The following is a 21,422-nucleotide window of genomic DNA, read 5'->3' as shown; positions in this document are numbered from 1 at the left end:
GTGTGCGGCTGCTTCGTTCTGAAAACTTAGACGTTGAAACGGAAGTGCATCACGTCGCCGTCTTTAACGATGTAGTCCTTGCCTTCCAGGCGCCATTTACCGGCTTCTTTGGCACCGGCTTCGCCCTTGTACTGGATGAAGTCGTCGTAGGCGATGACTTCGGCGCGGATGAAGCCTTTTTCGAAGTCGGTGTGGATCACGCCAGCGGCTTGTGGTGCGGTGGCACCGACGCGGACGGTCCAGGCGCGGACTTCTTCGACACCGGCAGTGAAATAGGTCTGCAAGTGCAGCATTTCGTAGCCGGCGCGGATCACGCGGTTCAGGCCAGGTTCTTCCAGGCCCAGGGCCTCGAGGAACATGTCTTTCTCTTCACCGTCTTCGAGTTCGGCGATTTCGGCTTCGATTTTGTTGCAGACCGGAACCACCATGGCGCCTTCTTCTTCAGCGATGGCCTTGACGATGTCCAGCAGTGGGTTGTTCTCGAAACCGTCTTCAGCGACGTTGGCGATGTACATGACCGGCTTGGTGGTCAGCAGGTGGAAGCCGCGAATCACCGCCTTGTCGTCGGCACCCATGTTCTTCATCAGCGTGCGCGCTGGTTTGCCGAGGGTGAAGTGAGCGATCAATTGCTCCAGCAGGCCTTTCTGGACTACGGCGTCCTTGTCACCACCCTTGGCATTTCGGGCGACTTTCTGCAGTTGCTTCTCGCAGCTGTCGAGGTCGGCGAAGATCAGTTCCAGGTCGATGATCTCGATGTCGCGTTTCGGGTCGACGCTGTTGGACACGTGAATCACGTTCTCGTCTTCGAAGCAGCGGACCACGTGGGCGATGGCATCGGTTTCACGGATGTTGGCGAGGAACTTGTTGCCCAGGCCTTCACCTTTCGAGGCGCCAGCTACCAGGCCCGCGATGTCGACGAACTCCATGGTGGTCGGCAGGATGCGCTTTGGATTGACGATAGCAGCCAGGGCTTCCAGGCGCGGATCCGGCATCGGCACGATACCGGTGTTCGGCTCGATGGTGCAGAAGGGGAAGTTCTCGGCCGCGATCCCGGATTTGGTCAGGGCGTTGAACAGGGTGGACTTGCCGACGTTAGGCAGGCCGACGATGCCGCAATTGAATCCCATGGTATTTCCCCGATGAGTAAGAGTCAGGCCTTCTGGCTGTGCAGGTTTTTCATCGCGCGGTTCCATTCCCCGGCGAGGATATCCGGCAGCACGCCGAGGGCAAAGTCGATGCTGGCATCGAGTTTTTCCTGTTCGGCGCGTGGCGCACGACCCAGGACGAAATTTGAAACCATACTGGCTACGCCCGGGTGGCCAATGCCAAGCCGCAAGCGGTAGAAGGTATTCTGATTGCCCAGTTGCGCAATGATGTCGCGCAACCCGTTGTGACCGCCATGTCCGCCGCCCTGTTTGAGTTTGGCAACGCCGGGAGGCAGGTCGAGTTCATCGTGCGCCACGAGGATTTCTTCAGGCTTGATGCGGAAGAAGCCTGCAAGTGCCGCGACGGCCTGGCCGCTGCGGTTCATGTACGTGGTGGGAATCAACAGACGAACATCCTGACCCTGATGCGAAAAGCGTCCGGTCAGGCCGAAATATTTGCGATCGGCCACAAGGTTGACACCTTGTGCGTTCGCGATGCGCTCAACAAAAAGGGCCCCTGCGTTATGCCGGGTCTGTTCGTATTCAGCGCCTGGATTTCCCAGGCCAACGATCAGTTTGATGGCAGTCACGATAGGGGCCCTTTCCTGGAGTGGTGGATAACATTGCCGCGATCAGTGTGCGGCGAAAGTGGACGACAAGTGCTCATTTACCATTATGTAAACTTCGCGTTCTCGCCCGCTTTCTCGCTACGCTCTAGTCCGCGATGTTTCCGGTCACTCCGGCGAACAGAGTGAACTTACTCTGCTGCGCCTTCTTCGGTAGCTTCTTCTGGAGCAACACGTGGAGCGTGGACGTTGGCAACAGCCTTGTCATCACCGTGTGCCAGAGCAACAAACTCAACGCCTTTAGGGGCTTTGAGGTCGGACAAGTGAATGATCGAACCGATTTCGGCGTTAGCCAGGTCGACTTCGATGAATTCAGGCAGGTCTTTCGGCAGGCAGGTCACTTCGATTTCCGAAACAACGTGCGAAACTTCGCCGCCTTTCTTGATCGGAGCTTCTTCGCCAACGAAGTGTACAGGCACGATAGCGGTCAGTTTCTGGCCAGCTACAACGCGTACGAAGTCAGCGTGCAACACGTGGCCTTTGGCCGGGTGACGCTGCAGAGCCTTGATGATTACGTTTTGCTTGGTGCCACCAACGTTCAGCTCGATGATGTGGCTGTAAGCCGCTTCGTTTTCGAGCAGTTTGGCAACTTCTTTAGCCAGCATGCTGATGGATTCAGGGGCTTTTTCGCCACCGTAAACTACAGCTGGAACCAGGCTTGCGAGACGACGCAGGCGGCGGCTCGCACCTTTCCCCAGGTCGGAACGCACTTCAGCATTCAGAGTAAAATCGTTCATGTTGTATCTCCAAAATAACCACATTCGCCCCAGCGTTTGCGACCAGCGCTAAAGGCGATATGGGCAAAAAAGCCCCGCCCCGACAGGAATGCCGGGGCGGGGCGCTTTTCGTCAACGAGATGGTCGAGAAGGGCAGGGCCCTTAACGGAACATCGCGCTGATCGATTCTTCATTGCTGATGCGGCGAACCGCTTCGGCAACTACCGGCGCGATATCCAGTTGACGGATACGCGAGCAGGCTTGTGCAGCTGCGGACAACGGGATGGTGTTAGTCACCACCAGTTCGTCCAGCATGGAATTTTCGATGTTTTCGATCGCCCGACCGGACAGCACAGGGTGTGTGCAGTAGGCGAAAACCTTGGCAGCGCCATGCTCTTTCAAAGCCTTTGCCGCGTGGCACAGGGTGCCGGCGGTATCGACCATGTCATCGACCAGAATACAGGTACGCCCTTCGACATCACCGATGATATGCATCACTTCAGAGTGATTGGCTTTCTCACGGCGTTTGTCGATGATCCCGAGATCCACGCCCAGGGATTTGGCAACAGCACGTGCACGCACGACGCCACCAATGTCCGGGGACACGATCATCAGGTTTTCGAAGCGCTGATCTTCAATGTCATCCACCAGAACCGGGGAGCCGTAGATGTTATCTACCGGAATATCGAAGAAACCCTGGATTTGGTCAGCATGCAGATCAACCGTGAGAACACGGTCGATGCCGACTACGGTAAGCATGTCAGCAACGACTTTCGCGCTGATAGCCACACGTGCGGAACGCGGACGGCGATCCTGACGGGCATAACCAAAGTAAGGAATAACAGCAGTGATACGAGTAGCCGAGGAGCGGCGGAAGGCATCAGCCATCACTACCAGTTCCATCAGGTTATCGTTGGTCGGAGCGCAAGTCGGCTGAATAATGAAAACATCTTTACCGCGGACGTTTTCATTGATCTCGGCTGTAATTTCGCCGTCGGAAAATTTTCCAACAGAGATGTCACCGAGAGGGATATGCAGCTGACGTACAACACGCCGAGCCAGATCGGGGTTAGCGTTCCCCGTAAAGACCATCATCTTGGACACGCGCAGTACCTGAAGGCTGAGGGTAACCTGGATGAGTATAGGAAAATGGCAGGGGCGGCTGGATTCGAACCAACGCATGGCAGGATCAAAACCTGCTGCCTTACCGCTTGGCGACGCCCCTGTATCTGTTGCAACGATTACCCAGTAATCGATTCCTTTAGAGCAGATTTTGCAGCTTGCGATGCAACATCGAAATGTTGCTTCCCTTTGCTACAAACCCTGTAAGGGTCTCTGTAAGAAGGGCCGAGACTTTATCAGCTTCAGCTTTGCTTGGGAAGCCCCCAAACACACAACTTCCAGTTCCGGTGAGTTTTGCTTCGGTAAATTTACCTAACAAATTCAAAGCGTTACGTACATCTGGATAACGCCTTGCTACCACCGGTAAGCAGTCATTTCGACTGTTTCCCTTGGGAACGGGGCGCACTTTAATGGGAGAAGAGTTACGTGTCAACAACGGATCTGAAAAAATTTCTGCTGTACTTACAGAGACTTGCGGCACAAGCACGAGATACCACGGTTCTTCGGGGTCCACAGGGGTCAGTTTCTCCCCCACGCCCTCGGCGAAAGCCGCGTGTCCACGCACGAAAACCGGGACGTCCGCGCCCAGCGTCAGGCCCAGGGCGGCCAGCCGATCCTCATCCCAACCCAGTTGCCAGAGATGGTTGAGGCCCAGCAAAGTTGTCGCGGCATTTGAACTGCCGCCACCGATGCCACCGCCCATGGGTAATATTTTTTCAATCCAGATGTCGATCCCGAGCGAACAACCGGATTGCTCCTGAAGTTTTTTTGCGGCTCGGACAATCAGGTTGCTGTCGTGAGGAACGCCATCGAATTCAGTGTGCAATCGAATCACGCCGTCATCGCGAACGGCAAAGGTGATTTCATCGCCGTAATCGAGAAACTGAAAAATCGTCTGCAGTTCGTGATAACCGTCTGCGCGGCGACCGAGGATGTGCAGCATCAGATTGAGTTTGGCCGGGGAGGGCAGGGTCAAGCGAGGAGCTGTCATGTTCACTGCCCCAGTTTGCGTGGTTGCCATTCCTTGATCACCAGCGTGACATCAAGGTCGGTGCCGTGCAGTTTGATCCGCTCGGGCAGCCAATAGCCGTTTTGTTCGGCGTAACTGAGGTACTCCACCTGCCAGCCATCTTGCTGGAGATTGGCCAGGCGGCTGTCGGCATCCAGTGTCAGCTGGCTTTTGCTGTCCGGGGCCGGGAGCCCGCGAACCCACCAGGCCAGATTGGACACCGGCAGTTTCCAGCCGAGCTGTTCCTCGACCAGCGCTTCGGGTGTCGTCGCGTCATAGCGACCCTGATTGGCCACTTCCAGCGACACTTTGCCCGGGCGACCGGTCAAGCGAGCCGCGCCTCGACCCAGCGGGCCGGAAAGACGGATGTCGTAGTAATCCTGTCGCTGCAACCAGAACAGAGTGCCGCTGCCCGAGTCCTTGGGCGCACGGATGCCGATTTTGCCGTTGATCTGCCAGCCATCGAGGCTGGTCAATTGCTGTTTGTATTGGCGCCATTGGGCCGGGTTGCCTTGACCCTGGACCGATTCGCGGGCGCCGAAGCCCGCGCAACCGGCGAGCAGGGCGATGAAGCTGAAAACGATGAGGTGGCGCAAAAACATAACTTAAAGAGTCTCTGATCCGGTCAGGCGCTTGATGGTGCTGCGCAGGGCGGGGCTGTCGGGTTGTTCCTTGAGGAATTTGCCCCAGATTTGCTTGGCTTCGCGTTGCTTGCCGTTGGCCCACAGGACTTCGCCCAGGTGAGCGGCCACTTCCTGATCGGGAAAACGCTCCAGGGCCTGGCGCAGATACCGCTCGGCTTCATCGAGATTGCCCAGGCGGAAATTCACCCAGCCGAGGCTGTCGAGCACCGCCGGGTCTTCCGGATTGATGTGGTGCGCCTGTTCGATCAGGGCCTTGGCTTCAGCGTAACGCGTTGTGCGGTCGGACAGGGTGTAGCCGAGGGCGTTCAACGCCATCGCATTGTCCGGGTCGCGCTTGATGATCAGTCGCAGGTCTTTCTCCATCTGCGCCAGGTCATTGCGTTTTTCCGCCTGCATGGCGCGGGTGTAAAGCAGGTTCAGGTCGTCCGGGTATTTCTGCAGTGCTGTTTGCAGCACTTGCCAGGCTTTGTCGGGCTGCTTGTTGGCAGACAAGGTCTCGGCTTCGACCAGGTACAACTGAATCGCGTAATCGGGCTGCGCATCGCGCTCCGCCGCCAGGCGTCGCTGCGCTTCGGCAGTCCTGCCGTTGTTGATCAGGATGTCGGTCTGGCGTAACTGCGCCGGCAGGTAGTCATTGCCGGGGCCGACCTTGGCGTATTCGATCAGCGCGCCTTGCGGGTCATTGCGCTCTTCAGCAATACGCCCCAGGTTCAGGTGCGCGGAGTCGACGTGGCTGTCCCGGGCGATCAGGTCTTCCAGGTAACCCTTGGCCTCATTCCAGGCCTTGGCTTCCAGGCAGACCAGTGCCAGCGAATAACGCAGTTCGTCGTCTTCCGGGTATTGCTGAACCAGGCTCGAGAATTCGACCTTGGCGTCATCCATGCGGTCTTGTTCAACCAGCATGCGCGCGTAAGTCAGGCGCAGGCGCTTGTCGTCCGGGTATTTCTTGATGCTTTTTTGCAGCAGCGGCAGCGCTTCGTCGCCACGATTGAGCGCTTGCAGCAGGCGCGCGCGCAGCAGGATCGGCGCAATTTCGCCTTCTTCCGGTGGGTGTTTTTCCAGCAGGGCCAGTGCACCCTTGGCGTCACCGTCCTGTTGCAGCAACAAAGCTTTGCCGAAGATCAACTGGCTGTTGTTCGGGTGGCGCTGCAGTAAGCGGTCAAAGCTTTTCATCAGGCCATTGCGCGTGTCCTGGTCGGTATCGGCCGCGGACAGGGCAAGGAAGTCGAAATGCGTGTCACCTTTGCCTTGCAGGACTTTCTCCATATAAGCCATGGAGTCGTCATAACGCCCGGCGCGAGCCAGTTGCACGGCAGCGGCACGTTGCGCCTCAAGATCATTGGGGGCGTTTTTCGCCCAGATCAGCGCGGTGTCCAGGGCGGCCTGGTCGGCGCCCAGGTACTCGGCAATGCGGAAGGCCCGCTCGGAGATGCCCGGATCCTGGGTATTGATGGCCTGGGTCACGTAGTTGTCCAGCGCAATGTCGAAACGATTGCGTTGGCCAGCCAGTTCGGCGCTCAGCAGGCTGAAGATGGTTTCTTCACTGAATGAGCTGTAAACCTTGGGCTTTTCAGGGGCTGGAGTGCTGTCTTCGACCGGCGACGTACCGTCCGACGAAACGGGTGCCAAGGCTTGGCAGCCGCTGAGGAAGACAAAAGCGAGGAGCAACGCGGAAGATCTATTCATATAGGAAGAGGACGACTAACCTGCGGTCGGATCATCATGACACAAGCCTTCGGCCAAACATAACCGAGTCTCGAATGAGGCCTTTATAGAGGCAGGTCATTGGGACAATAGTCAGCGGTAGTTGTTCTGGCTCGGTCGAAGTAGGACAATTGCCGGCTTCACGTCACTATCAGCGACCTTGAATGGCCTTCCTTGCACTCGGTATTAACCACAAGACTGCTTCAGTAGACGTCCGCGAGCGCGTGGCCTTTACCCCTGAGCAGCTGGTGGAGGCCTTGCAGCAGCTCTGCCGACTCACCGACAGCCGCGAAGCTGCGATCCTCTCCACCTGCAATCGCAGCGAGCTCTATATAGAACAGGATCACCTTTCGGCTGACATCGTGTTGCGCTGGCTGGCCGATTACCATCATTTGAGCCTCGAAGAGCTGCGCGCGAGCAGTTATGTGCACGAAGATGATGCGGCAGTTCGTCACATGATGCGGGTCGCCTCCGGGCTCGATTCGCTGGTATTGGGCGAACCGCAGATTCTCGGCCAGATGAAATCGGCCTACGCCGTGGCGCGCGAGGCCGGGACCATCGGTCCGCTGCTCGGTCGTCTGTTCCAGGCCACTTTCAATGCGGCCAAGCAGGTGCGTACTGATACCGCCATTGGCGAAAACCCGGTATCCGTGGCGTTTGCCGCGGTCAGCCTGGCAAAACAGATTTTCAGTGACCTGCAACGCAGCCAGGCCTTGCTGATCGGTGCCGGCGAGACCATCACGCTGGTCGCCCGTCACCTGCATGAATTGGGTGTAAAGCGCATCGTTGTCGCCAACCGTACCCTGGAGCGCGCGAGCATTCTGGCCGAGCAGTTTGGCGCTCACGCGGTCCTGCTCTCGGATATTCCGGCCGAACTGGTGCGTAGCGACATCGTCATCAGCTCCACCGCCAGCCAGTTGCCGATCCTCGGCAAAGGCGCGGTTGAAAGCGCATTGAAACTGCGTAAACACAAACCGATCTTCATGGTAGACATCGCCGTACCGCGCGATATCGAGCCTGAAGTCGGCGAGTTGGACGACGTTTACCTCTATAGCGTCGACGATCTCCACGAAGTGGTCGCCGAAAACCTCAAGAGTCGCCAGGGCGCAGCCCAGGCGGCGGAAGAGATGGTCTCGGTGGGCGCCGAAGATTTCATGGTGCGCCTGCGCGAACTCGCGGCGGTCGATGTGCTTAAGGCATATCGGCAACAAAGCGAGCGCATGCGCGACGAAGAATTGCAGAAGGCCCAGCGCATGCTGGCCAACGGCAGCAGCGCCGAAGACGTGCTGGTGCAAATGGCGCGCGGCTTGACCAACAAACTGATGCACGCACCGAGCGTACAGTTGAAAAAGCTCTCTGCCGAAGGCCGCCTCGATGCGCTGGCCATGGCCCAGGAACTCTTTGCCCTGAATGAGGGCTCATCGGATAGCTTTTCGGATAAGAAACCGCAATGAAAGCGTCACTGCTCAATAAGCTGGACATCCTCCAGGACCGTTTCGAGGAATTGACCGCCTTGCTTGGCGACGGCGAAGTCATTTCCGATCAGAACAAATTCCGCATGTATTCCAAGGAATACGCGGAAGTCGAGCCGATTGTCGAAACCTATAAACAGTTGCTCAAGGTGCAAGGCGACCTCGAAGGCGCCCAGGCACTGCTCAAGGACAGCGACCCGGACATGCGCGAAATGGCCGTGGAAGAAGTCCGCGAAGCCAAGGAGCAGCTGGTCGAACTCGAAGCCAGCCTGCAACGCATGCTGCTGCCCAAGGACCCGAACGACGGCCGTAACGTGTTCCTTGAAATCCGCGCCGGCACCGGCGGTGATGAAGCGGCGATTTTCTCCGGCGACCTGTTCCGCATGTATTCGCGTTACGCCGAACGTCGTGGCTGGCGAGTGGAGATCCTCTCCGAGAACATCGGCGAGCACGGCGGCTATAAAGAAGTCATCGCCCGGGTTGAAGGCGATAACGTCTACGGCAAGCTGAAATTCGAATCCGGCGCGCACCGTGTTCAACGGGTTCCTGCGACCGAATCCCAAGGGCGCATCCACACCTCGGCCTGCACCGTGGCCGTGTTGCCCGAGCCTGACGAACAGGAAGCGATCGAGATCAACCCGGCGGATTTGCGTGTCGATACTTACCGCTCTTCCGGTGCCGGCGGCCAGCACGTCAACAAGACCGACTCGGCGATCCGCATCACGCACTTGCCGTCCGGTATCGTCGTTGAGTGCCAGGAAGAACGTTCCCAGCACAAGAACCGCGCCCGGGCGATGTCCTGGCTGTCGGCCAAACTCAATGACCAGCAGACCAGCGCAGCGGCAAATGCCATCGCCAGCGAGCGCAAGTTGCTGGTCGGCTCGGGCGATCGCTCCGAGCGCATTCGCACATATAACTTTGCCCAGGGCCGGGTCACCGACCACCGGGTCAACCTGACGCTGTATTCCCTCGACGAAATCCTCGCAGGTGGCGTCGATGCGGTGATCGAGCCGTTGCTGGCCGAGTTCCAGGCCGACCAACTGGCGGCGATAGGTGAGTAAATGACGATCATTGCCAGTTTGTTGCGCGCCGCCGATTTGCCCGACTCACCCACGGCGCGCCTGGATGCCGAATTGCTGCTGGCTGCGGCGTTGGGCAAGTCCCGCAGTTTCCTGCACACCTGGCCCGAGCGCATTGTTCCGAGCGACGCAGCGCTGAAGTTTACCGAATACCTGCAACGTCGCCGTGGCGGTGAGCCGGTGGCGTACATTCTCGGCCAGCAAGGTTTCTGGAAGCTCGATCTGGAAGTCGCGCCGCACACACTGATTCCGCGCCCGGACACTGAGTTGCTGGTGGAAGCCGCGCTGGAGCTGCTACCCGCCACGCCCGCCAAGGTCCTCGACCTCGGCACCGGCAGCGGCGCCATTGCCCTTGCCTTGGCCAGCGAACGTCCGGCCTGGCGAGTCACCGCGGTGGATCGCGTGCTCGAAGCCGTGGCCCTGGCCGAACGCAATCGCCAGCGCCTGCACCTGATCAATGCCACCGTGCTGAGCAGCCATTGGTTCAGCGCCCTGCAAGGTCAGCGGTTTCAACTGATCATCAGCAACCCGCCTTACATCGCCTCGGCCGATCCACATCTGGCTGAAGGTGACGTGCGCTTTGAGCCCGCCAGTGCCTTGGTTGCAGGTGTCGATGGGCTGGATGACCTGCGGTTGATCGTCGACCAGGCGCCGGACCATCTTGAGGCGGGTGGCTGGCTGATGCTCGAACACGGTTACGATCAAGCCACGGCCGTGCGCGATTTGCTGCTGAGTCGTGGTTTCGAAGAAGTCCACAGCCGCACCGATCTGGGCGGTCACGAACGTATCAGCCTGGGGCGCCTGCCGTGCTGAATGATCAGGAATTGTTGCGCTACAGTCGGCAAATTCTGTTGCAACACGTCGACATCGACGGTCAGTTGCGACTCAAGGAAAGCCGCGTATTGATCGTCGGTCTCGGCGGGCTTGGCTCACCGGTTGCTCTGTACCTGGCTGCGGCCGGCGTCGGCGAGCTGCATCTGGCGGACTTCGACAGCGTCGATCTGACCAACCTGCAACGTCAGATCATTCACGACACCGACAGCGTTGGCCTGAGCAAGGTCGACTCGGCGATTCGCCGACTGGCTGCGATCAATCCCGAAATTCAGTTGATCGCCCATCGCACCGCCCTGGACGAAGACTCTCTGGCCGCCGCCGTGGCTGCCGTGGATCTGGTGCTGGACTGCTCCGACAATTTCTCCACCCGCGAAGCGGTCAACGCTGCATGCGTGGCTGCGCGCAAACCTCTGGTCAGTGGCGCGGCGATTCGGCTCGAAGGGCAATTGTCGGTGTTCGACCCGCGTCGCCCGGAAAGTCCGTGCTACCACTGTTTATACGGGCACGGCAGCGAAGCCGAATTGACGTGCAGCGAAGCCGGGGTCGTCGGGCCTTTGGTGGGGCTGGTTGGCAGCCTTCAGGCGCTGGAGGCGATGAAGCTGCTGGTCGGTTTCGGCGAGCCGCTGGTGGGTCGCCTGTTATTGATCGATGCCCTCGGTTCGCGCTTTCGTGAGCTGCGGGTCAAACGTGATCCGGGTTGCAGCGTCTGTGGTTCGACACATGCGTGAAGCGCCGATCGGCGTGTTCGACTCCGGCGTCGGTGGGCTCTCGGTGCTGGCCGAGATCCAGCGTTTGCTGCCCAATGAGTCTTTGCTGTACGTCGCCGACTGCGGGAATATTCCCTACGGCGAAAAAACCCCTGCATTCATCCAGCAACGCTGCAGCGTCATGGCCGAATTTTTTCAGCGGCAAGGCGCGAAGGCGCTGGTGCTGGCCTGCAACACGGCGACGGTTGCCGGAGTCGCGGACTTGCGGCGCGATTACCCGCAATGGCCCATCGTCGGCATGGAGCCCGCTGTCAAACCGGCCGCTGCCGCCACCCGCAGCGGAGTGGTCGGCGTGCTCGCCACCACCGGCACGTTGCAGAGTGCCAAGTTCGCCGCTTTGCTCGACCGTTTCGCCACGGATGTGCGGGTCATTACCCAGCCATGCCCGGGCCTGGTAGAGCTGATTGAAAAAGGCGATCTGCACAGCGAGGCATTGCGCCAGTTGCTGGCCAGTTATGTCGGACCGCTGCTCGGTGCCGGATGCGACACAATTATTCTCGGTTGCACGCATTACCCCTTCCTAAAGCCGTTGCTTAAGCAGATGATCCCAGAAGACATCAGCCTGATCGACACCGGTGCCGCTGTAGCGCGGCAACTTCAGCGCCTGTTGGCCGAGCGTGATTTGCTCGCTGAAGGGCCTGTTCGTGCCGCACAGTTCTGGACGAGTTCCGATCCGGAACATTTCAGAAATATCTTGCCGATCCTGTGGAATTCGTCTGGTGTTGTGCGAAGCTTTGAGCAGTAACTGAAACGTTGTGGGAACAACGAATAATTGGGGTGAACTTCTGATTAAACGTCGACTTCTATAGCGAGAAGCAACAAAAAAACCATACGACATCGTTCTCAAAAGGATGTTTCTAGTGAAGCGACTATTCTGCTTGGCCGCGATTGCGGCCGCACTGATGGGGCAAAGCATCACCGCGCAGGCGGCAGGCGTGGAGTTCGGGGTCGGGGAGACCGGTAATTCAACCATGACCTATCGACTGGGCATGCAGTTCGACTGGGACAAGAGTTGGTTGCAAAGTGACGTTGGTCGTCTGACCGGTTACTGGAGTGGTGCCTACACCTATTGGGAAGCCGACAAGACCTCCAACAACAACAGCTTGTCTTTCTCTCCGGTGTTCGTTTACGAGTTTGCCGGCCAGACCGTCAAACCTTATGTCGAGGCGGGAATTGGTGTCGCATTTTTCTCTCATACCAAACTTGATGACGCCAGAATGGGCGAGTCTTTCCAGTTTGAAGACCGGATAGGGTTTGGCGTGCGCTTCACCGGCGGACATGAAGTCGGGATTCGTGCGACGCACTATTCCAATGCCGGGCTTAGTAGCTGGAATGACGGTGTAGAGAGTTACGCGTTGCACTACACGATGCCGTTGTAAGACTCGATGCATTAAAAATGTGGGAGCGAGCCTGCTCGCGATTGCGGTTTAACATTCGACTCGAATGTTGACTGGTGAGCAGCCCTCGCGAGCAGGCTTGCTCCCACATTGGACTTCAGTGAATTCGCATCTAGCGATATGCCGTAGTGATCCCTTGGCGTTCTTCGATGCATTCCGGCGCGCCCATCTCGAATTCCCGGCAGATCAGCGGGCGTTTTTCGTAGATGGTGCACATCATGCTGTTGCGGTCCAGCGCCGCACACCAGCCGTCATCCAGCCGCAGCATGACTTCCCCACCCCAATCGTCGGTATCGATAAAACGTTCGGGCACGCCCGTGTCCGTGATCAGCATCACTTCGAGCTGGCAGCAGCAAGCCGCGCAGGTCGAGCACGTGACGGCCGATTCGGCGATTTGCGTGTGGGGAATGGTTTTCATGGCGCGCAGTGTAAGGCAGTGGGGCGATGCTGTGTGAAAGGCCTGACGGACGCTAACTGCGCGTGTCTGACGCCAGCCGCTGGGCCATGAAATGCAGGGTGGGAAACAGCCCTGCCCAAAGCACTGCAATGCCCAGCAGCGTGGGTGCCTTACCGTAGGGGAACTGCACGCCAGCCAATTGTCCGCCGGCGTAATACGACAGCGGCCCACCCACGGCGCCCAGCAAGCTGGCGAGCCACCAAGGATTAGCACTCCATTGCAGGCAATGACGCAGCGTGGTTGCCAGTAATGCCCACAACAGCATTAGCCAAAACGGAATCAAGGGCGTGATTTCGTTGAACTCGAACACGCCCAGCCAGTGCAGTGTGCTGTCGACGGTGGTGCCCAGCAGCACAACGCTGAGGATCAATCGGCCTTCATCGGCCCAGCGACTTATCCACAGCACATGAATCAGCAGCGCCGTCAGCGCCAATAACAACCACACACTGTCGCCACCGAGCACGCAGGCAAACCAGCCAAGTTGAAACAACAGGGCATTGGCGAAGCGTTCAAGCATCAAAGCGGCCCAGCAGAGGCGCCGGCATCGCCGACGGTTTGGCCAACAACAATTGCGCGGTGCCGATGGTGCGCTCCAGAAATCCCCCTTCGCAGTAGCACAGGTAAAATTCCCACAGCCGCAAGAACGCCTCGTCGTAACCCAATTCGCTCAGGCGACCGTGGGCGCGGCGAAAATTCTCGTGCCACAGGCGCAGGGTTCGTGCGTAGTGCAGGCCGAAATCTTCCATGTGCAGCAGGTTCATGTCGGTATCGCGACTGATGATTTCCAGCATCTTCTGTACACAGGGCAGGGCGCCGCCGGGAAAGATGTAACGCTGAATGAAGTCGACGCTGTCCTTGGCCTGCTCATACCGTTGTTCGCGAATAGTGATCGCCTGCAACAGCATCAAGCCATTACTTTTGAGCAGGTGCGCGCATTGCTTGAAATACACCGGCAAGAATCGATGTCCCACCGCTTCGATCATTTCGATCGACACCAGTTTGTCGTACTGCCCGGTGAGGTCGCGGTAATCCTTGAGCAGCAGCGTGACCTGGTCTTGCAGGCCGAGGGATTCGATGCGTTGTGCGGTAAACGCGTATTGCTCTTTTGAAAGCGTAGTGGTGGTGACCTTGCAGCCGTAACGCTGCGCCGCATAGAGCGCCATGCTGCCCCATCCGGTACCGATTTCCAGCAAGTGATCGCTCGGTTTCAGCGCGAGTTTTTGGCAGATCCGTTCCAGTTTGTTCAGCTGAGCCTGTTCCAGGCTGTCTTCGTCCGTAAGGAATTGCGCGGCTGAATACATCATGGTCGGGTCGAGAAACTGCTCAAACAGGTCGTTGCCCAGGTCGTAATGCGCCGAGATGTTCTTCTGCGAGCCCTTGCGGGTGTTGCGATTGAGCCAGTGCAGGCCGAGGACGAACGGCCGGCCAAGTTTTGCCAGGCCGCCTTCCAGCGCATCGAGGACCTCAAGGTTGCTGACAAAAACGCGCACCACGGCGGTCAGGTCAGGCGAAGTCCAGTAGCCGTGGATAAACGCTTCGCCGGCGCCGATCGATCCGTTGCTGGCTACCAGTCCCCACGCAGCCGCGTCGAGAATATGGATTTCCCCCAGCAAATGACTGCCGGTGTTACCGAAGACCTGCCGTTCGCCGTCTTCGATGACCACCAATTGCCCGTGTTGCAGCTGCGCCAGTTGCCGCAACACACCGCGGCGCAGTAACGATCCGGTCAGGCCGTGGGTGCTGAGCAGATTGAATTTGGCCGAGGCACTAGAGCATTTCATGACGGCGATCCTTGGGCGGAATCAGGGCGGTTTTAAAGCTGCCATCGGCAGCCTGATGAGCAAAGATCGGCATACGCTTGAGCAGCAGGCGCAGGGCTTGCCAGTAAATCGCCAGACAGGTTTTCGCGGTCATCCACGGAAAACGTCGCAAGTAACGGTGCAGGCTGCGGCGATCCAGCGGTTCGCGTTCGAGGTTGAGCGTGGCGTCGAACACTTTCAGTTCGCCCTGCCAGTCCGCCATGTGCACGCCAAGTTTTTGCGCCGCCGGGCTGAAGCTCATTCGGTATTCCAGATCCGGTGGCAAGAACGGCGAGACATGAAATGCCTTCGCCACGGCGAAATGCTGATGGAAATCGCCAATGTCCTCCGGAGCTTTGGCTGGCAGGACATAGTGATATCGCTCGCGCCACGGGGTGTTGGTGACTTCGCAGAGAATTGCCGCCAGTTGCCCGTCTGCTTCATGGCAGTAGAAAAAACTCACCGGGTTGAACGACAGGCCCCAACTGCGTGGCTGGGTCAGCAGACAGATCGAACCTTGTGGCGCGTGGCCAATGGCTTGGCTGACAAGGGTTCGCACCGCATCAATAAGAGGCGTACCGCTGCCGGTATAGGTTTTCAGGTAATCGCTCTCGCGAAACGAAAACGGTGCAAAGCGACTGCGCCCCGAGAGTGGTGACAGGCCGAGCACGGCGTCTTGCTCGCTGAGGTCCAGGTACAGCAGGCCGATCCGGTATCGGAATGCGTGAGGCTTGGGGACGAATCGTCGATGGGCAATCGAGCCGCTATAGAGGGCGCTGTTCACAACACCTCTCCAAACGATCGCGCCACGCGCAATGCGCTGACTACGCCGTCTTCATGGAAGCCGCTGGCCCAATAGGCGCCGCAATACCAAGTGTGTTGCGCACCATCCAGTTCTTCCCAGCGGTTTTGCGCGGTGACGGCAGCCAGGCTGTATTGCGGATGGGCGAAGGTGGTTTTGGCGAGCACTTTGCCCGGGCTGATGCCCGCGCTCTGATTGAGGCTGACGCAGAACGTGGTATCGCTCTGGATGCCTTGCAAGATGTTCATGTCATAGGTGACCGCCGTCCGTATGTGGCCGGGACCGCCGAGTCGGTAATTCCAGCTGGCCCAGGCCAGTTTTCGCACGGGCAGCAGACGTGTGTCGGTGTGCAGCACCACTTCGTTGTCGGCGTAGGGCAGGGCACCGAGGATGGCGTTTTCGGCATCACTGGGCTTGGCCAGCAACTTCAGGGCTTGATCGCTGTGGCACGCAAAGACCACTTTGTCGAATCGCTCGCTGCCGGCGGCGCTATGGATTACGACACCTTCTTCGTCGCGCTCGACCCGGGTCACTGGGCAGCTGAGGCGGATGTTGTCTTTGAAGCTCGCCGTCAATGGCTTGATATAGGCACTTGAGCCGCCTTCAATCACCTGCCATTGCGGGCGATTGTTGACGGACAGCAGGCCGTGATTCTTGAAGAACCGGATAAAGAATTGCAGCGGGAACCCCAGCATGTCGGCCATGGACATCGACCAGATCGCGGCCCCCATCGGCACGATGTAATGCAGGATGAATCGCTCGCCGTAGCCGTTGGCTTTCAGGTATTGGTCCAGCGTGATGTCGGCAGCGATGCGGCCTTCATCCAGGTCGCGCGAGGCTTGTTTGTTGAAGCGCAGGATGTCGCGCAGCATGCCCCAGAACCCTGGCGACAACAGGTTTCGACGTTGGGCGAACAGGCTGTTGAGGGTATTGCCGTTGTACTCCAGGCCCGAGTCCGGGTCCGTCACCGAAAAGCTCATTTGCGTCGGCTTGAACGCCACCCCGATCTGACCGAGCAGGCGAATGAAATTGGGATAGGTCCAATCGTTGAACACGATGAAACCCATGTCCACGGCATGGCGCTGGCCATCGACGCTCACGTCCTCGGTGTGCGTGTGCCCGCCGATCCTGTCGCTGGCCTCGAAGAGGGTGATCTCGTGACTGCGATTGAGCAGGTAGGCGCTGGTCAGCCCCGAGATGCCACTGCCGATAATGGCGATGTTCATGGCACATCCTGCATCGGAGGAGGGCTGCGGACCATACGCTTGCCGATTGCCAGTTTGACTCGGTTGGGCATTTTCGACAGTGGCCAGAGAACTGCCATGAACAACCCTGGAAAGGCGATTTCCAGTGGATGGTGTTTGAGTTTGGCGAAGATGTGCCGGGCGGCTTTGGCGACCGGCCAACTGAGCGGCATCGGGAAGTCGTTTTTCGCGGTCAGCGGCGTTTCGACAAACCCCGGGCTGACCACCGTGACATCAATGCCTTCCGGCGCAAGATCGATGCGCAGGGATTCGAACATGTAACGTAATCCCGCCTTCGATGCGCCATAGGCTTCGGCCCGCGGAAGCGGCAGGTACGTCACCGAACTGGCCATACCGACGAGATGCCCCGCCGTGCCCTTGCGTAGCAGCGGCAACGCGGCTTCGATGCAATAGGCGCTCGCCAGCAGATTGGTACGCACCACGTGTTCGACAATCGAGGCGTCGAACTGCTGAACATCGACGTATTCGCAGGTGCCGGCGTTGAGAATGACTGTGTCCAGAGAGCCCCATTGCCGGGCAATTTGCTCACCGATCTCACGCACTTCCTGGCTGTTGGTGAGGTCTCCCGGCACCACCAGCACTTGCCCGGGATAGCGCAGGGACAGGACTTTCAATACCGCTGTAGTGCGCGAACTCACGGCCAGATGAGCGCCGGTCTTCAGTATTTCTTCGGCCAGCGCGGCGCCGATGCCACTGCTGGCTCCGGTCAGCCAGTACCGCCGTGGAGGTACAAGACTCATCCCATTCTCCTTTTCAGCCAGGCAATCGCCCGACCCAATACGGGTAAATGTTCGTAAAGCAGTGCCCCGGCATCGAAATAATCCCGTTGGCTATAAACCTTGTCGCGCCAGCGCAGGTGCGAGCATCCTTCGACGCGAATCAGCCGGCCGCCCCCCAGGCGTGGATGACGGTAGCTCATGATCCAGCGCAAGTAACCCTCGCCATCGCCAATCTGGTCAAAGCCGTGAAAGTCGAAACGCAGATCACTGACGTTGGCGTAGAGCTCGCCGAAGTAGTGGCTCAGTTGCCCGAGGCCCTGCACTTCGTGCAGAGGATCGGTGAAGCGCACGTCGTCGGTGTAAAGCTCACCCAGACGCTGCAAATTGTCTTTGTTCAACTGCCCGAAATGCTGGGCAAAACGCCGCAGGAAATCACTCATGAGCCCCTCCTGCGTCTTGTCGTGATGGCAGGTTCTTGAACGCGGCCAACGCCCGCTGGCGTGAAGTGCTGAGGTTGACGATCGGTGATGGATAATCCGCCACGCCGAACAGGCCGCCAAGGTTCGCCGGGTTGTGCACTTCTTTTTTATTCAGGCCGGCGAGTTCTGGCAGCCAGTGCTTGATGAACACGCCTTCGGCGTCGAATTTCTCCGACTGGCTCAGCGGATTGAAAATACGGAAATAGGGCGCTGAGTCAGTCCCTGTCGAAGCACTCCACTGCCAGCCACCGTTGTTCGCCGCCAGGTCGCCGTCGATCAAGTGGCGCATGAAAAAGCGTTCGCCTTCACGCCAGTCGATCAGCAGGTTCTTGGTCAGGAACATCGCCACGACCATGCGCAAGCGATTGTGCATCCAGCCGGTCTCGAGCAGTTGGCGCATGGCAGCGTCGATGATCGGCAGGCCAGTGCGGGCTTCTTGCCAGGCGGCCAGTTCTTGCGGGGCATCGCGCCAGGCCAACGCTTCGGTTTCCGGGCGGAAGGCGCGGTGACGCGAAACACGTGGGTAGCCCACCAGAATGTGTTTATAGAACTCGCGCCACAACAGTTCATTGATCCAGGTCACCGCGCCGACCTTGCCGCTTTCGAACTCGCCCTGGTTACTGTGCAGTGCGGCGTGCAAACACTGGCGTGGAGAAATCACGCCAGTGGCGAGATACGCCGAGAGTTGGCTGGTGCCGGGTTTGGCCGGGAAGTCGCGCTCGTTCTTGTAATAATCGATCTGGGCGTCGGCGAAGGTGTCGAGGCGCCGACAGGCCTCGCGTTCACCGGCCGGCCAGAGTGCCCGCAAGCTGTCGCTCGGGGGTTCGAAACCGGTAATGTTTGACGGGATCAGGTCGCTGCTGATCGCCAGCGGCGTCTGCGCAACGGGAGCTGCAACCAACCGGGGGAGCGAACGGTGGAGGCGTTCGTAACAGACCTTGCGGAACTGGCTGAACACCTGGAAATACGTGCCGGTCTTGGTCAGCACAGTGCCCGGCTTGAACAGCAATTGATCGAGGTAACTATAGAAGTCGATGCCGTTGGCCTTCAGCATTTGACTCACGGCCGCGTCACGACGACTTTCATGAACGCCGTACTCTTCGTTGACGTGCACCGCGCCGATTTTCAATTGCTGACACAGATCGAGCAGCACTTTCGGTGCGTCATCCCAGCGCGAGGCCTCGCGGATCAGCAAGGGAATGTTCAGCTCGGCCAACTCGCGGCTCAGCTCACTGAGGTTGCGCAGCCAGAAATCTACTTTGCACGGCGCGTCATCGTGCTCCAGCCATTGCTCGGGGCTCAGCAGGTAAACCGCCACTGTCGGACCGCGCTCGGCGGCCGCCGACAGGGCGGTGTTGTCATGCAGGCGCAAGTCGCTGCGCAGCCAGATCAATTGCATGGTGGTGTCCGCGCTATTCATTTAAATAAGTCCTCGCTGAACCAGGTACTGATGGGCCGATAACGGGTCTTCGGCCAGGAACAAATCAGCGATCTCACTGGTTTTTACGTTCAACTCGGCGAGGTGGATGCATACCGTTGGTCCGGCAATCATTTTTGCGCAACTGATGCCGTTCAAGAGTTTCGGCAGCAGCGCAAGATTCATGGCTTTGCTGGAATACAGCAGTACGCCGCGGGCTTGCAGGTGATCGACCGCCAAGGCGAGCTCCCCAGCCGGCAATGGCCAGTCGAAGACTTCCACCGGGCAATCAGCGCTGCTGACCAGCCAGGCGGTGAGCCACAGGTGAGGTTCCAGTGGCAGGTCCGATTGATTGATCAACAGCAGCGGCGCGGTGCGCAATTGGCGATTGTTATGGTAGATGCGCGCACCGAATTTGCTGCGTAGCCAGGAATAGAAAAACACGCGTTCCATCTGCGCGCCGAACTGGCCCTGCCAGCGTTGTTCCAGCTCTGCCAGTAATGGCATCAGCAGTTGTTCGCACAATGTGCGGGGCGGATACAGCGCCATGGCCTGGTTGACGGTGTCATCCAGGGTGCGTTCGTTGAGGTGTGTCACTGCTTGCAACAATGTCTGGCAAAGCACCTGCCAGTCGTTCTCGACGACTTCGGAAAAGGCCTGGGGCGTATCGAGCAGTTGCTTGACCTGGCTGACGGCTACACCGCGATTGAGCCAGGTGAGAATCGTCAAAATCCGTTGCACGTGTTCGGCGGAAAACAGGCGATGACCCTTGGGCGTGCGCTGGGGCACGATCAGGCCATAACGCCGTTCCCAGGCCCGCAGTGTTACGGCGTTGACCCCGGTTTGGCGCGCCACTTCACGGATTGGCAGCCAGCCTTCGTCCAGGGCTTTCTTGAAGTCGGCGCCCAGGTCTTCGCTGGCGCTGCTGTCGAGGGGGCTTTTCATGACATTGCCATTAAATTGCGTTTCGCAGGCTGAGGTTTTCCGGGTGCGGTTGCAGGTAAACCTGCTGCGCAATGTACGGATCCGGGTGTTGGCGAAAGAAATGTTTGAGCAGGGTCAGTGGCACCACCAACGGCACGATGCCGTGGCGATACTGGCCAATGACGTGCTGCATTTCCTGTTTGTCTTCAGGGCTGATGGCTTGTTTGAGATAGCCACTGATGTGTTGCAGGACATTGGTGTGGGTGCGGCGTGTGGCGCATTTTTTCAATGCCGCCATCAACTCGCTGAAATAGCGCGGGCCCAGTTCCTGCGGATCGGTCTGCCCCATATTGCCCAGCAGATTACCCAGGGTTTTGTATTGCACCGGGTTGTGGGCCATCAACAGGTATTTGTAACGCGAGTGAAAGTCGGTCAGGCCGCGCCGGGTCAGGCCTTCCTGCAACAGCTGCTGCCAGGCACTGTAGGCGAACACCCGAGTGAGAAAGTTTTCGCGCAACACCGGGTCGTTGAGGCGACCGTCTTCTTCCACCGGCAAGTCGGGGTGCAGGGCGCAGAACGCCTGGGCATAAATGCCGCGTCCACCGCCGTCCACCGGAGAACCGTTAGGGTGATAGACCTTGACCCGATCGAGGCCGCAGGAAGGGGATTTCTGCATGAAGATGTAGCCGCAGATATCGTCCAGTTCCGCGGCCATTTTCTGTCCGTACTCGGCGAGCGGGCGGGTAACGTTGATCTGAGGATTGACGGTGCCGACCGCCTCGGGATGGTCACCATTGCCGACCAGCCGAATCGGTTCGCGCGGTATGCCAAGGCCAATGGCGACTTCGGGGCACACCGGGACAAACTCGAAATAGTCAGTCAGGGTTCGGCTGCACAACCGTGATTCCTTGTGCCCGCCATTGAAACGCACCTCGGCCCCCATCAAGCAGGCGCTGATGGCGATTTTCGGTTTGGTCGTTGGCTGTTCGCACATTGAAAGCACCTCGAATCTAAACCTGTACAAAGTGGTGGCTCTGTACAACAT

Annotated in this window: 23 protein-coding genes and 1 tRNA gene; 6 read left to right on the top strand and 18 right to left on the bottom strand. The window is 58.7% G+C overall.

All coding sequences use genetic code 11. The annotated features are described in order from the left end of the window. Positions 1-26: 26 nt before the first annotated feature. The 8 genes from ychF to HNR03_RS26440 form a co-directional block, all read right to left on the bottom strand. Complete coding sequence (gene ychF / locus HNR03_RS26475) at positions 27-1,127, bottom strand: redox-regulated ATPase YchF (protein WP_010458288.1); 1,101 nt, start codon at positions 1,125-1,127, stop codon at positions 27-29. A gap of 23 nt (positions 1,128-1,150) precedes the next feature. Then, positions 1,151-1,735: an aminoacyl-tRNA hydrolase gene (gene pth, locus HNR03_RS26470; RefSeq protein ID WP_046818954.1), complete on the bottom strand. Its 585-nt coding sequence runs from the start codon at positions 1,733-1,735 to the stop codon at positions 1,151-1,153. A 167-nt stretch (positions 1,736-1,902) separates the two neighbouring features. After that, complete coding sequence (locus HNR03_RS26465) at positions 1,903-2,508, bottom strand: 50S ribosomal protein L25/general stress protein Ctc (protein ID WP_259156937.1); 606 nt, start codon at positions 2,506-2,508, stop codon at positions 1,903-1,905. 141 nt (positions 2,509-2,649) lie between these two features. Then, on the bottom strand, positions 2,650-3,591 hold the full coding sequence (locus HNR03_RS26460) for a ribose-phosphate pyrophosphokinase (RefSeq protein ID WP_003208392.1): 942 nt from the start codon (positions 3,589-3,591) through the stop codon (positions 2,650-2,652). A gap of 46 nt (positions 3,592-3,637) precedes the next feature. Next, a tRNA-Gln gene (locus HNR03_RS26455) sits at positions 3,638-3,712 on the bottom strand. Between the two features lie 36 nt (positions 3,713-3,748). Continuing rightward, positions 3,749-4,600, bottom strand: a complete 852-nt coding sequence (ispE, locus tag HNR03_RS26450; protein ID WP_222590285.1) for a 4-(cytidine 5'-diphospho)-2-C-methyl-D-erythritol kinase — start codon at positions 4,598-4,600, stop codon at positions 3,749-3,751. A 2-nt stretch (positions 4,601-4,602) separates the two neighbouring features. After that, entirely contained in the window at positions 4,603-5,220 is a 618-nt protein-coding gene (gene lolB / locus HNR03_RS26445; RefSeq protein ID WP_259156935.1) for a lipoprotein insertase outer membrane protein LolB, read from the bottom strand. A gap of 3 nt (positions 5,221-5,223) precedes the next feature. Then, on the bottom strand, positions 5,224-6,948 hold the full coding sequence (locus HNR03_RS26440) for a tetratricopeptide repeat protein (RefSeq protein WP_259156933.1): 1,725 nt from the start codon (positions 6,946-6,948) through the stop codon (positions 5,224-5,226). A gap of 182 nt (positions 6,949-7,130) precedes the next feature. Here HNR03_RS26440 and hemA point away from each other — a divergent pair, with 182 nt between their 5' ends. The 6 genes from hemA (at position 7,131) to HNR03_RS26410 (ending at position 12,497) form a co-directional block, all read left to right on the top strand. Continuing rightward, positions 7,131-8,420: a glutamyl-tRNA reductase gene (gene hemA / locus HNR03_RS26435; RefSeq protein WP_222588431.1), complete on the top strand. Its 1,290-nt coding sequence runs from the start codon at positions 7,131-7,133 to the stop codon at positions 8,418-8,420. Then, positions 8,417-9,499 carry a peptide chain release factor 1 gene (gene prfA / locus HNR03_RS26430; protein ID WP_208671458.1) on the top strand — a complete coding sequence of 361 codons (1,083 nt, stop codon included), beginning with the start codon at positions 8,417-8,419 and terminating at the stop codon, positions 9,497-9,499. The genes hemA and prfA overlap by 4 nt, the downstream gene beginning before the upstream one ends. Continuing rightward, positions 9,500-10,330, top strand: coding sequence for a peptide chain release factor N(5)-glutamine methyltransferase (gene prmC, locus HNR03_RS26425; RefSeq protein WP_259156929.1), 831 nt, complete (start codon positions 9,500-9,502; stop codon positions 10,328-10,330). Beyond that, positions 10,324-11,079, top strand: a complete 756-nt coding sequence (locus tag HNR03_RS26420) for a molybdopterin-synthase adenylyltransferase MoeB (RefSeq protein ID WP_259156928.1) — start codon at positions 10,324-10,326, stop codon at positions 11,077-11,079. The genes prmC and HNR03_RS26420 overlap by 7 nt, the downstream gene beginning before the upstream one ends. Then, positions 11,072-11,863, top strand: coding sequence for a glutamate racemase (murI, locus tag HNR03_RS26415; RefSeq protein ID WP_259156927.1), 792 nt, complete (start codon positions 11,072-11,074; stop codon positions 11,861-11,863). Before HNR03_RS26420 ends, murI begins: the two co-directional genes overlap by 8 nt. Positions 11,864-11,978: 115 nt before the next feature. Further along, a complete protein-coding gene (locus tag HNR03_RS26410; protein WP_259156926.1) occupies positions 11,979-12,497 on the top strand; it encodes an acyloxyacyl hydrolase in 519 nt (172 codons plus the stop codon). A gap of 130 nt (positions 12,498-12,627) precedes the next feature. Here HNR03_RS26410 and HNR03_RS26405 read toward each other — a convergent pair whose 3' ends face one another. Genes HNR03_RS26405 through HNR03_RS26360 form a run of 10 tightly spaced genes read right to left on the bottom strand, consistent with a single transcriptional unit; the run spans position 12,628 to position 21,371 of the window. After that, entirely contained in the window at positions 12,628-12,933 is a 306-nt protein-coding gene (locus HNR03_RS26405; protein ID WP_208671463.1) for a YkgJ family cysteine cluster protein, read from the bottom strand. 52 nt (positions 12,934-12,985) lie between these two features. Continuing rightward, positions 12,986-13,489, bottom strand: coding sequence for a DUF2878 domain-containing protein (locus tag HNR03_RS26400; RefSeq protein WP_259156925.1), 504 nt, complete (start codon positions 13,487-13,489; stop codon positions 12,986-12,988). Beyond that, positions 13,482-14,753 (bottom strand): cyclopropane-fatty-acyl-phospholipid synthase family protein, encoded by a 1,272-nt coding sequence (locus HNR03_RS26395; RefSeq protein WP_259156924.1) that lies wholly within the window; start codon positions 14,751-14,753, stop codon positions 13,482-13,484. Before HNR03_RS26395 ends, HNR03_RS26400 begins: the two co-directional genes overlap by 8 nt. After that, positions 14,740-15,555: a DUF1365 domain-containing protein gene (locus HNR03_RS26390; protein WP_259156923.1), complete on the bottom strand. Its 816-nt coding sequence runs from the start codon at positions 15,553-15,555 to the stop codon at positions 14,740-14,742. The genes HNR03_RS26395 and HNR03_RS26390 overlap by 14 nt, the downstream gene beginning before the upstream one ends. Next, complete coding sequence (locus HNR03_RS26385; RefSeq protein ID WP_222588423.1) at positions 15,552-16,799, bottom strand: NAD(P)/FAD-dependent oxidoreductase; 1,248 nt, start codon at positions 16,797-16,799, stop codon at positions 15,552-15,554. Before HNR03_RS26385 ends, HNR03_RS26390 begins: the two co-directional genes overlap by 4 nt. Then, the gene (locus HNR03_RS26380) at positions 16,796-17,578 is read right to left on the bottom strand and encodes an SDR family oxidoreductase (protein WP_259156922.1); all 783 of its coding nucleotides are present in this window, start codon (positions 17,576-17,578) and stop codon (positions 16,796-16,798) included. The genes HNR03_RS26385 and HNR03_RS26380 overlap by 4 nt, the downstream gene beginning before the upstream one ends. Continuing rightward, positions 17,575-17,997, bottom strand: a complete 423-nt coding sequence (locus HNR03_RS26375) for a nuclear transport factor 2 family protein (protein ID WP_222588421.1) — start codon at positions 17,995-17,997, stop codon at positions 17,575-17,577. The genes HNR03_RS26380 and HNR03_RS26375 overlap by 4 nt, the downstream gene beginning before the upstream one ends. Beyond that, positions 17,990-19,435 carry a deoxyribodipyrimidine photo-lyase gene (gene phrB, locus HNR03_RS26370; RefSeq protein WP_259156993.1) on the bottom strand — a complete coding sequence of 482 codons (1,446 nt, stop codon included), beginning with the start codon at positions 19,433-19,435 and terminating at the stop codon, positions 17,990-17,992. The genes HNR03_RS26375 and phrB overlap by 8 nt, the downstream gene beginning before the upstream one ends. Positions 19,436-19,456: 21 nt before the next feature. Then, on the bottom strand, positions 19,457-20,398 hold the full coding sequence (locus HNR03_RS26365; RefSeq protein ID WP_259156921.1) for a MerR family transcriptional regulator: 942 nt from the start codon (positions 20,396-20,398) through the stop codon (positions 19,457-19,459). 10 nt (positions 20,399-20,408) lie between these two features. After that, entirely contained in the window at positions 20,409-21,371 is a 963-nt protein-coding gene (locus HNR03_RS26360) for a DUF523 and DUF1722 domain-containing protein (RefSeq protein WP_259156920.1), read from the bottom strand. Positions 21,372-21,422 lie beyond the last annotated feature (51 nt).

The sequence above is a fragment of the Pseudomonas sp. JAI111 genome (assembly GCF_024809425.1).
Classification (GTDB): domain Bacteria; phylum Pseudomonadota; class Gammaproteobacteria; order Pseudomonadales; family Pseudomonadaceae; genus Aquipseudomonas.
This window is presented reverse-complemented; position numbering and strand designations above follow the sequence as displayed.

Excerpts from the sequence above, each read along its gene's own strand:
- prmC (WP_259156929.1), top strand. The coding sequence starts at position 9,500 with ATGACGATCATTGCCAGTTTGTTGCGCGCCGCCGATTTGCCCGACTCA.
- HNR03_RS26380 (WP_259156922.1), bottom strand. The coding sequence starts at position 17,578 with ATGAGTCTTGTACCTCCACGGCGGTACTGGCTGACCGGAGCCAGCAGT.
- HNR03_RS26385 (WP_222588423.1), bottom strand. The coding sequence starts at position 16,799 with ATGAACATCGCCATTATCGGCAGTGGCATCTCGGGGCTGACCAGCGCC.
- phrB (WP_259156993.1), bottom strand. The coding sequence starts at position 19,435 with ATGCAATTGATCTGGCTGCGCAGCGACTTGCGCCTGCATGACAACACC.
- HNR03_RS26395 (WP_259156924.1), bottom strand. The coding sequence starts at position 14,753 with ATGAAATGCTCTAGTGCCTCGGCCAAATTCAATCTGCTCAGCACCCAC.
- HNR03_RS26400 (WP_259156925.1), bottom strand. The coding sequence starts at position 13,489 with ATGCTTGAACGCTTCGCCAATGCCCTGTTGTTTCAACTTGGCTGGTTT.
- ychF (WP_010458288.1), bottom strand. The coding sequence starts at position 1,127 with ATGGGATTCAATTGCGGCATCGTCGGCCTGCCTAACGTCGGCAAGTCC.
- lolB (WP_259156935.1), bottom strand. The coding sequence starts at position 5,220 with ATGTTTTTGCGCCACCTCATCGTTTTCAGCTTCATCGCCCTGCTCGCC.
- HNR03_RS26405 (WP_208671463.1), bottom strand. The coding sequence starts at position 12,933 with ATGAAAACCATTCCCCACACGCAAATCGCCGAATCGGCCGTCACGTGC.
- HNR03_RS26375 (WP_222588421.1), bottom strand. The coding sequence starts at position 17,997 with ATGAGTGATTTCCTGCGGCGTTTTGCCCAGCATTTCGGGCAGTTGAAC.
- HNR03_RS26440 (WP_259156933.1), bottom strand. The coding sequence starts at position 6,948 with ATGAATAGATCTTCCGCGTTGCTCCTCGCTTTTGTCTTCCTCAGCGGC.
- hemA (WP_222588431.1), top strand. The coding sequence starts at position 7,131 with ATGGCCTTCCTTGCACTCGGTATTAACCACAAGACTGCTTCAGTAGAC.
- murI (WP_259156927.1), top strand. The coding sequence starts at position 11,072 with ATGCGTGAAGCGCCGATCGGCGTGTTCGACTCCGGCGTCGGTGGGCTC.
- HNR03_RS26365 (WP_259156921.1), bottom strand. The coding sequence starts at position 20,398 with ATGAAAAGCCCCCTCGACAGCAGCGCCAGCGAAGACCTGGGCGCCGAC.
- prfA (WP_208671458.1), top strand. The coding sequence starts at position 8,417 with ATGAAAGCGTCACTGCTCAATAAGCTGGACATCCTCCAGGACCGTTTC.
- HNR03_RS26465 (WP_259156937.1), bottom strand. The coding sequence starts at position 2,508 with ATGAACGATTTTACTCTGAATGCTGAAGTGCGTTCCGACCTGGGGAAA.
- HNR03_RS26360 (WP_259156920.1), bottom strand. The coding sequence starts at position 21,371 with ATGTGCGAACAGCCAACGACCAAACCGAAAATCGCCATCAGCGCCTGC.
- ispE (WP_222590285.1), bottom strand. The coding sequence starts at position 4,600 with ATGACAGCTCCTCGCTTGACCCTGCCCTCCCCGGCCAAACTCAATCTG.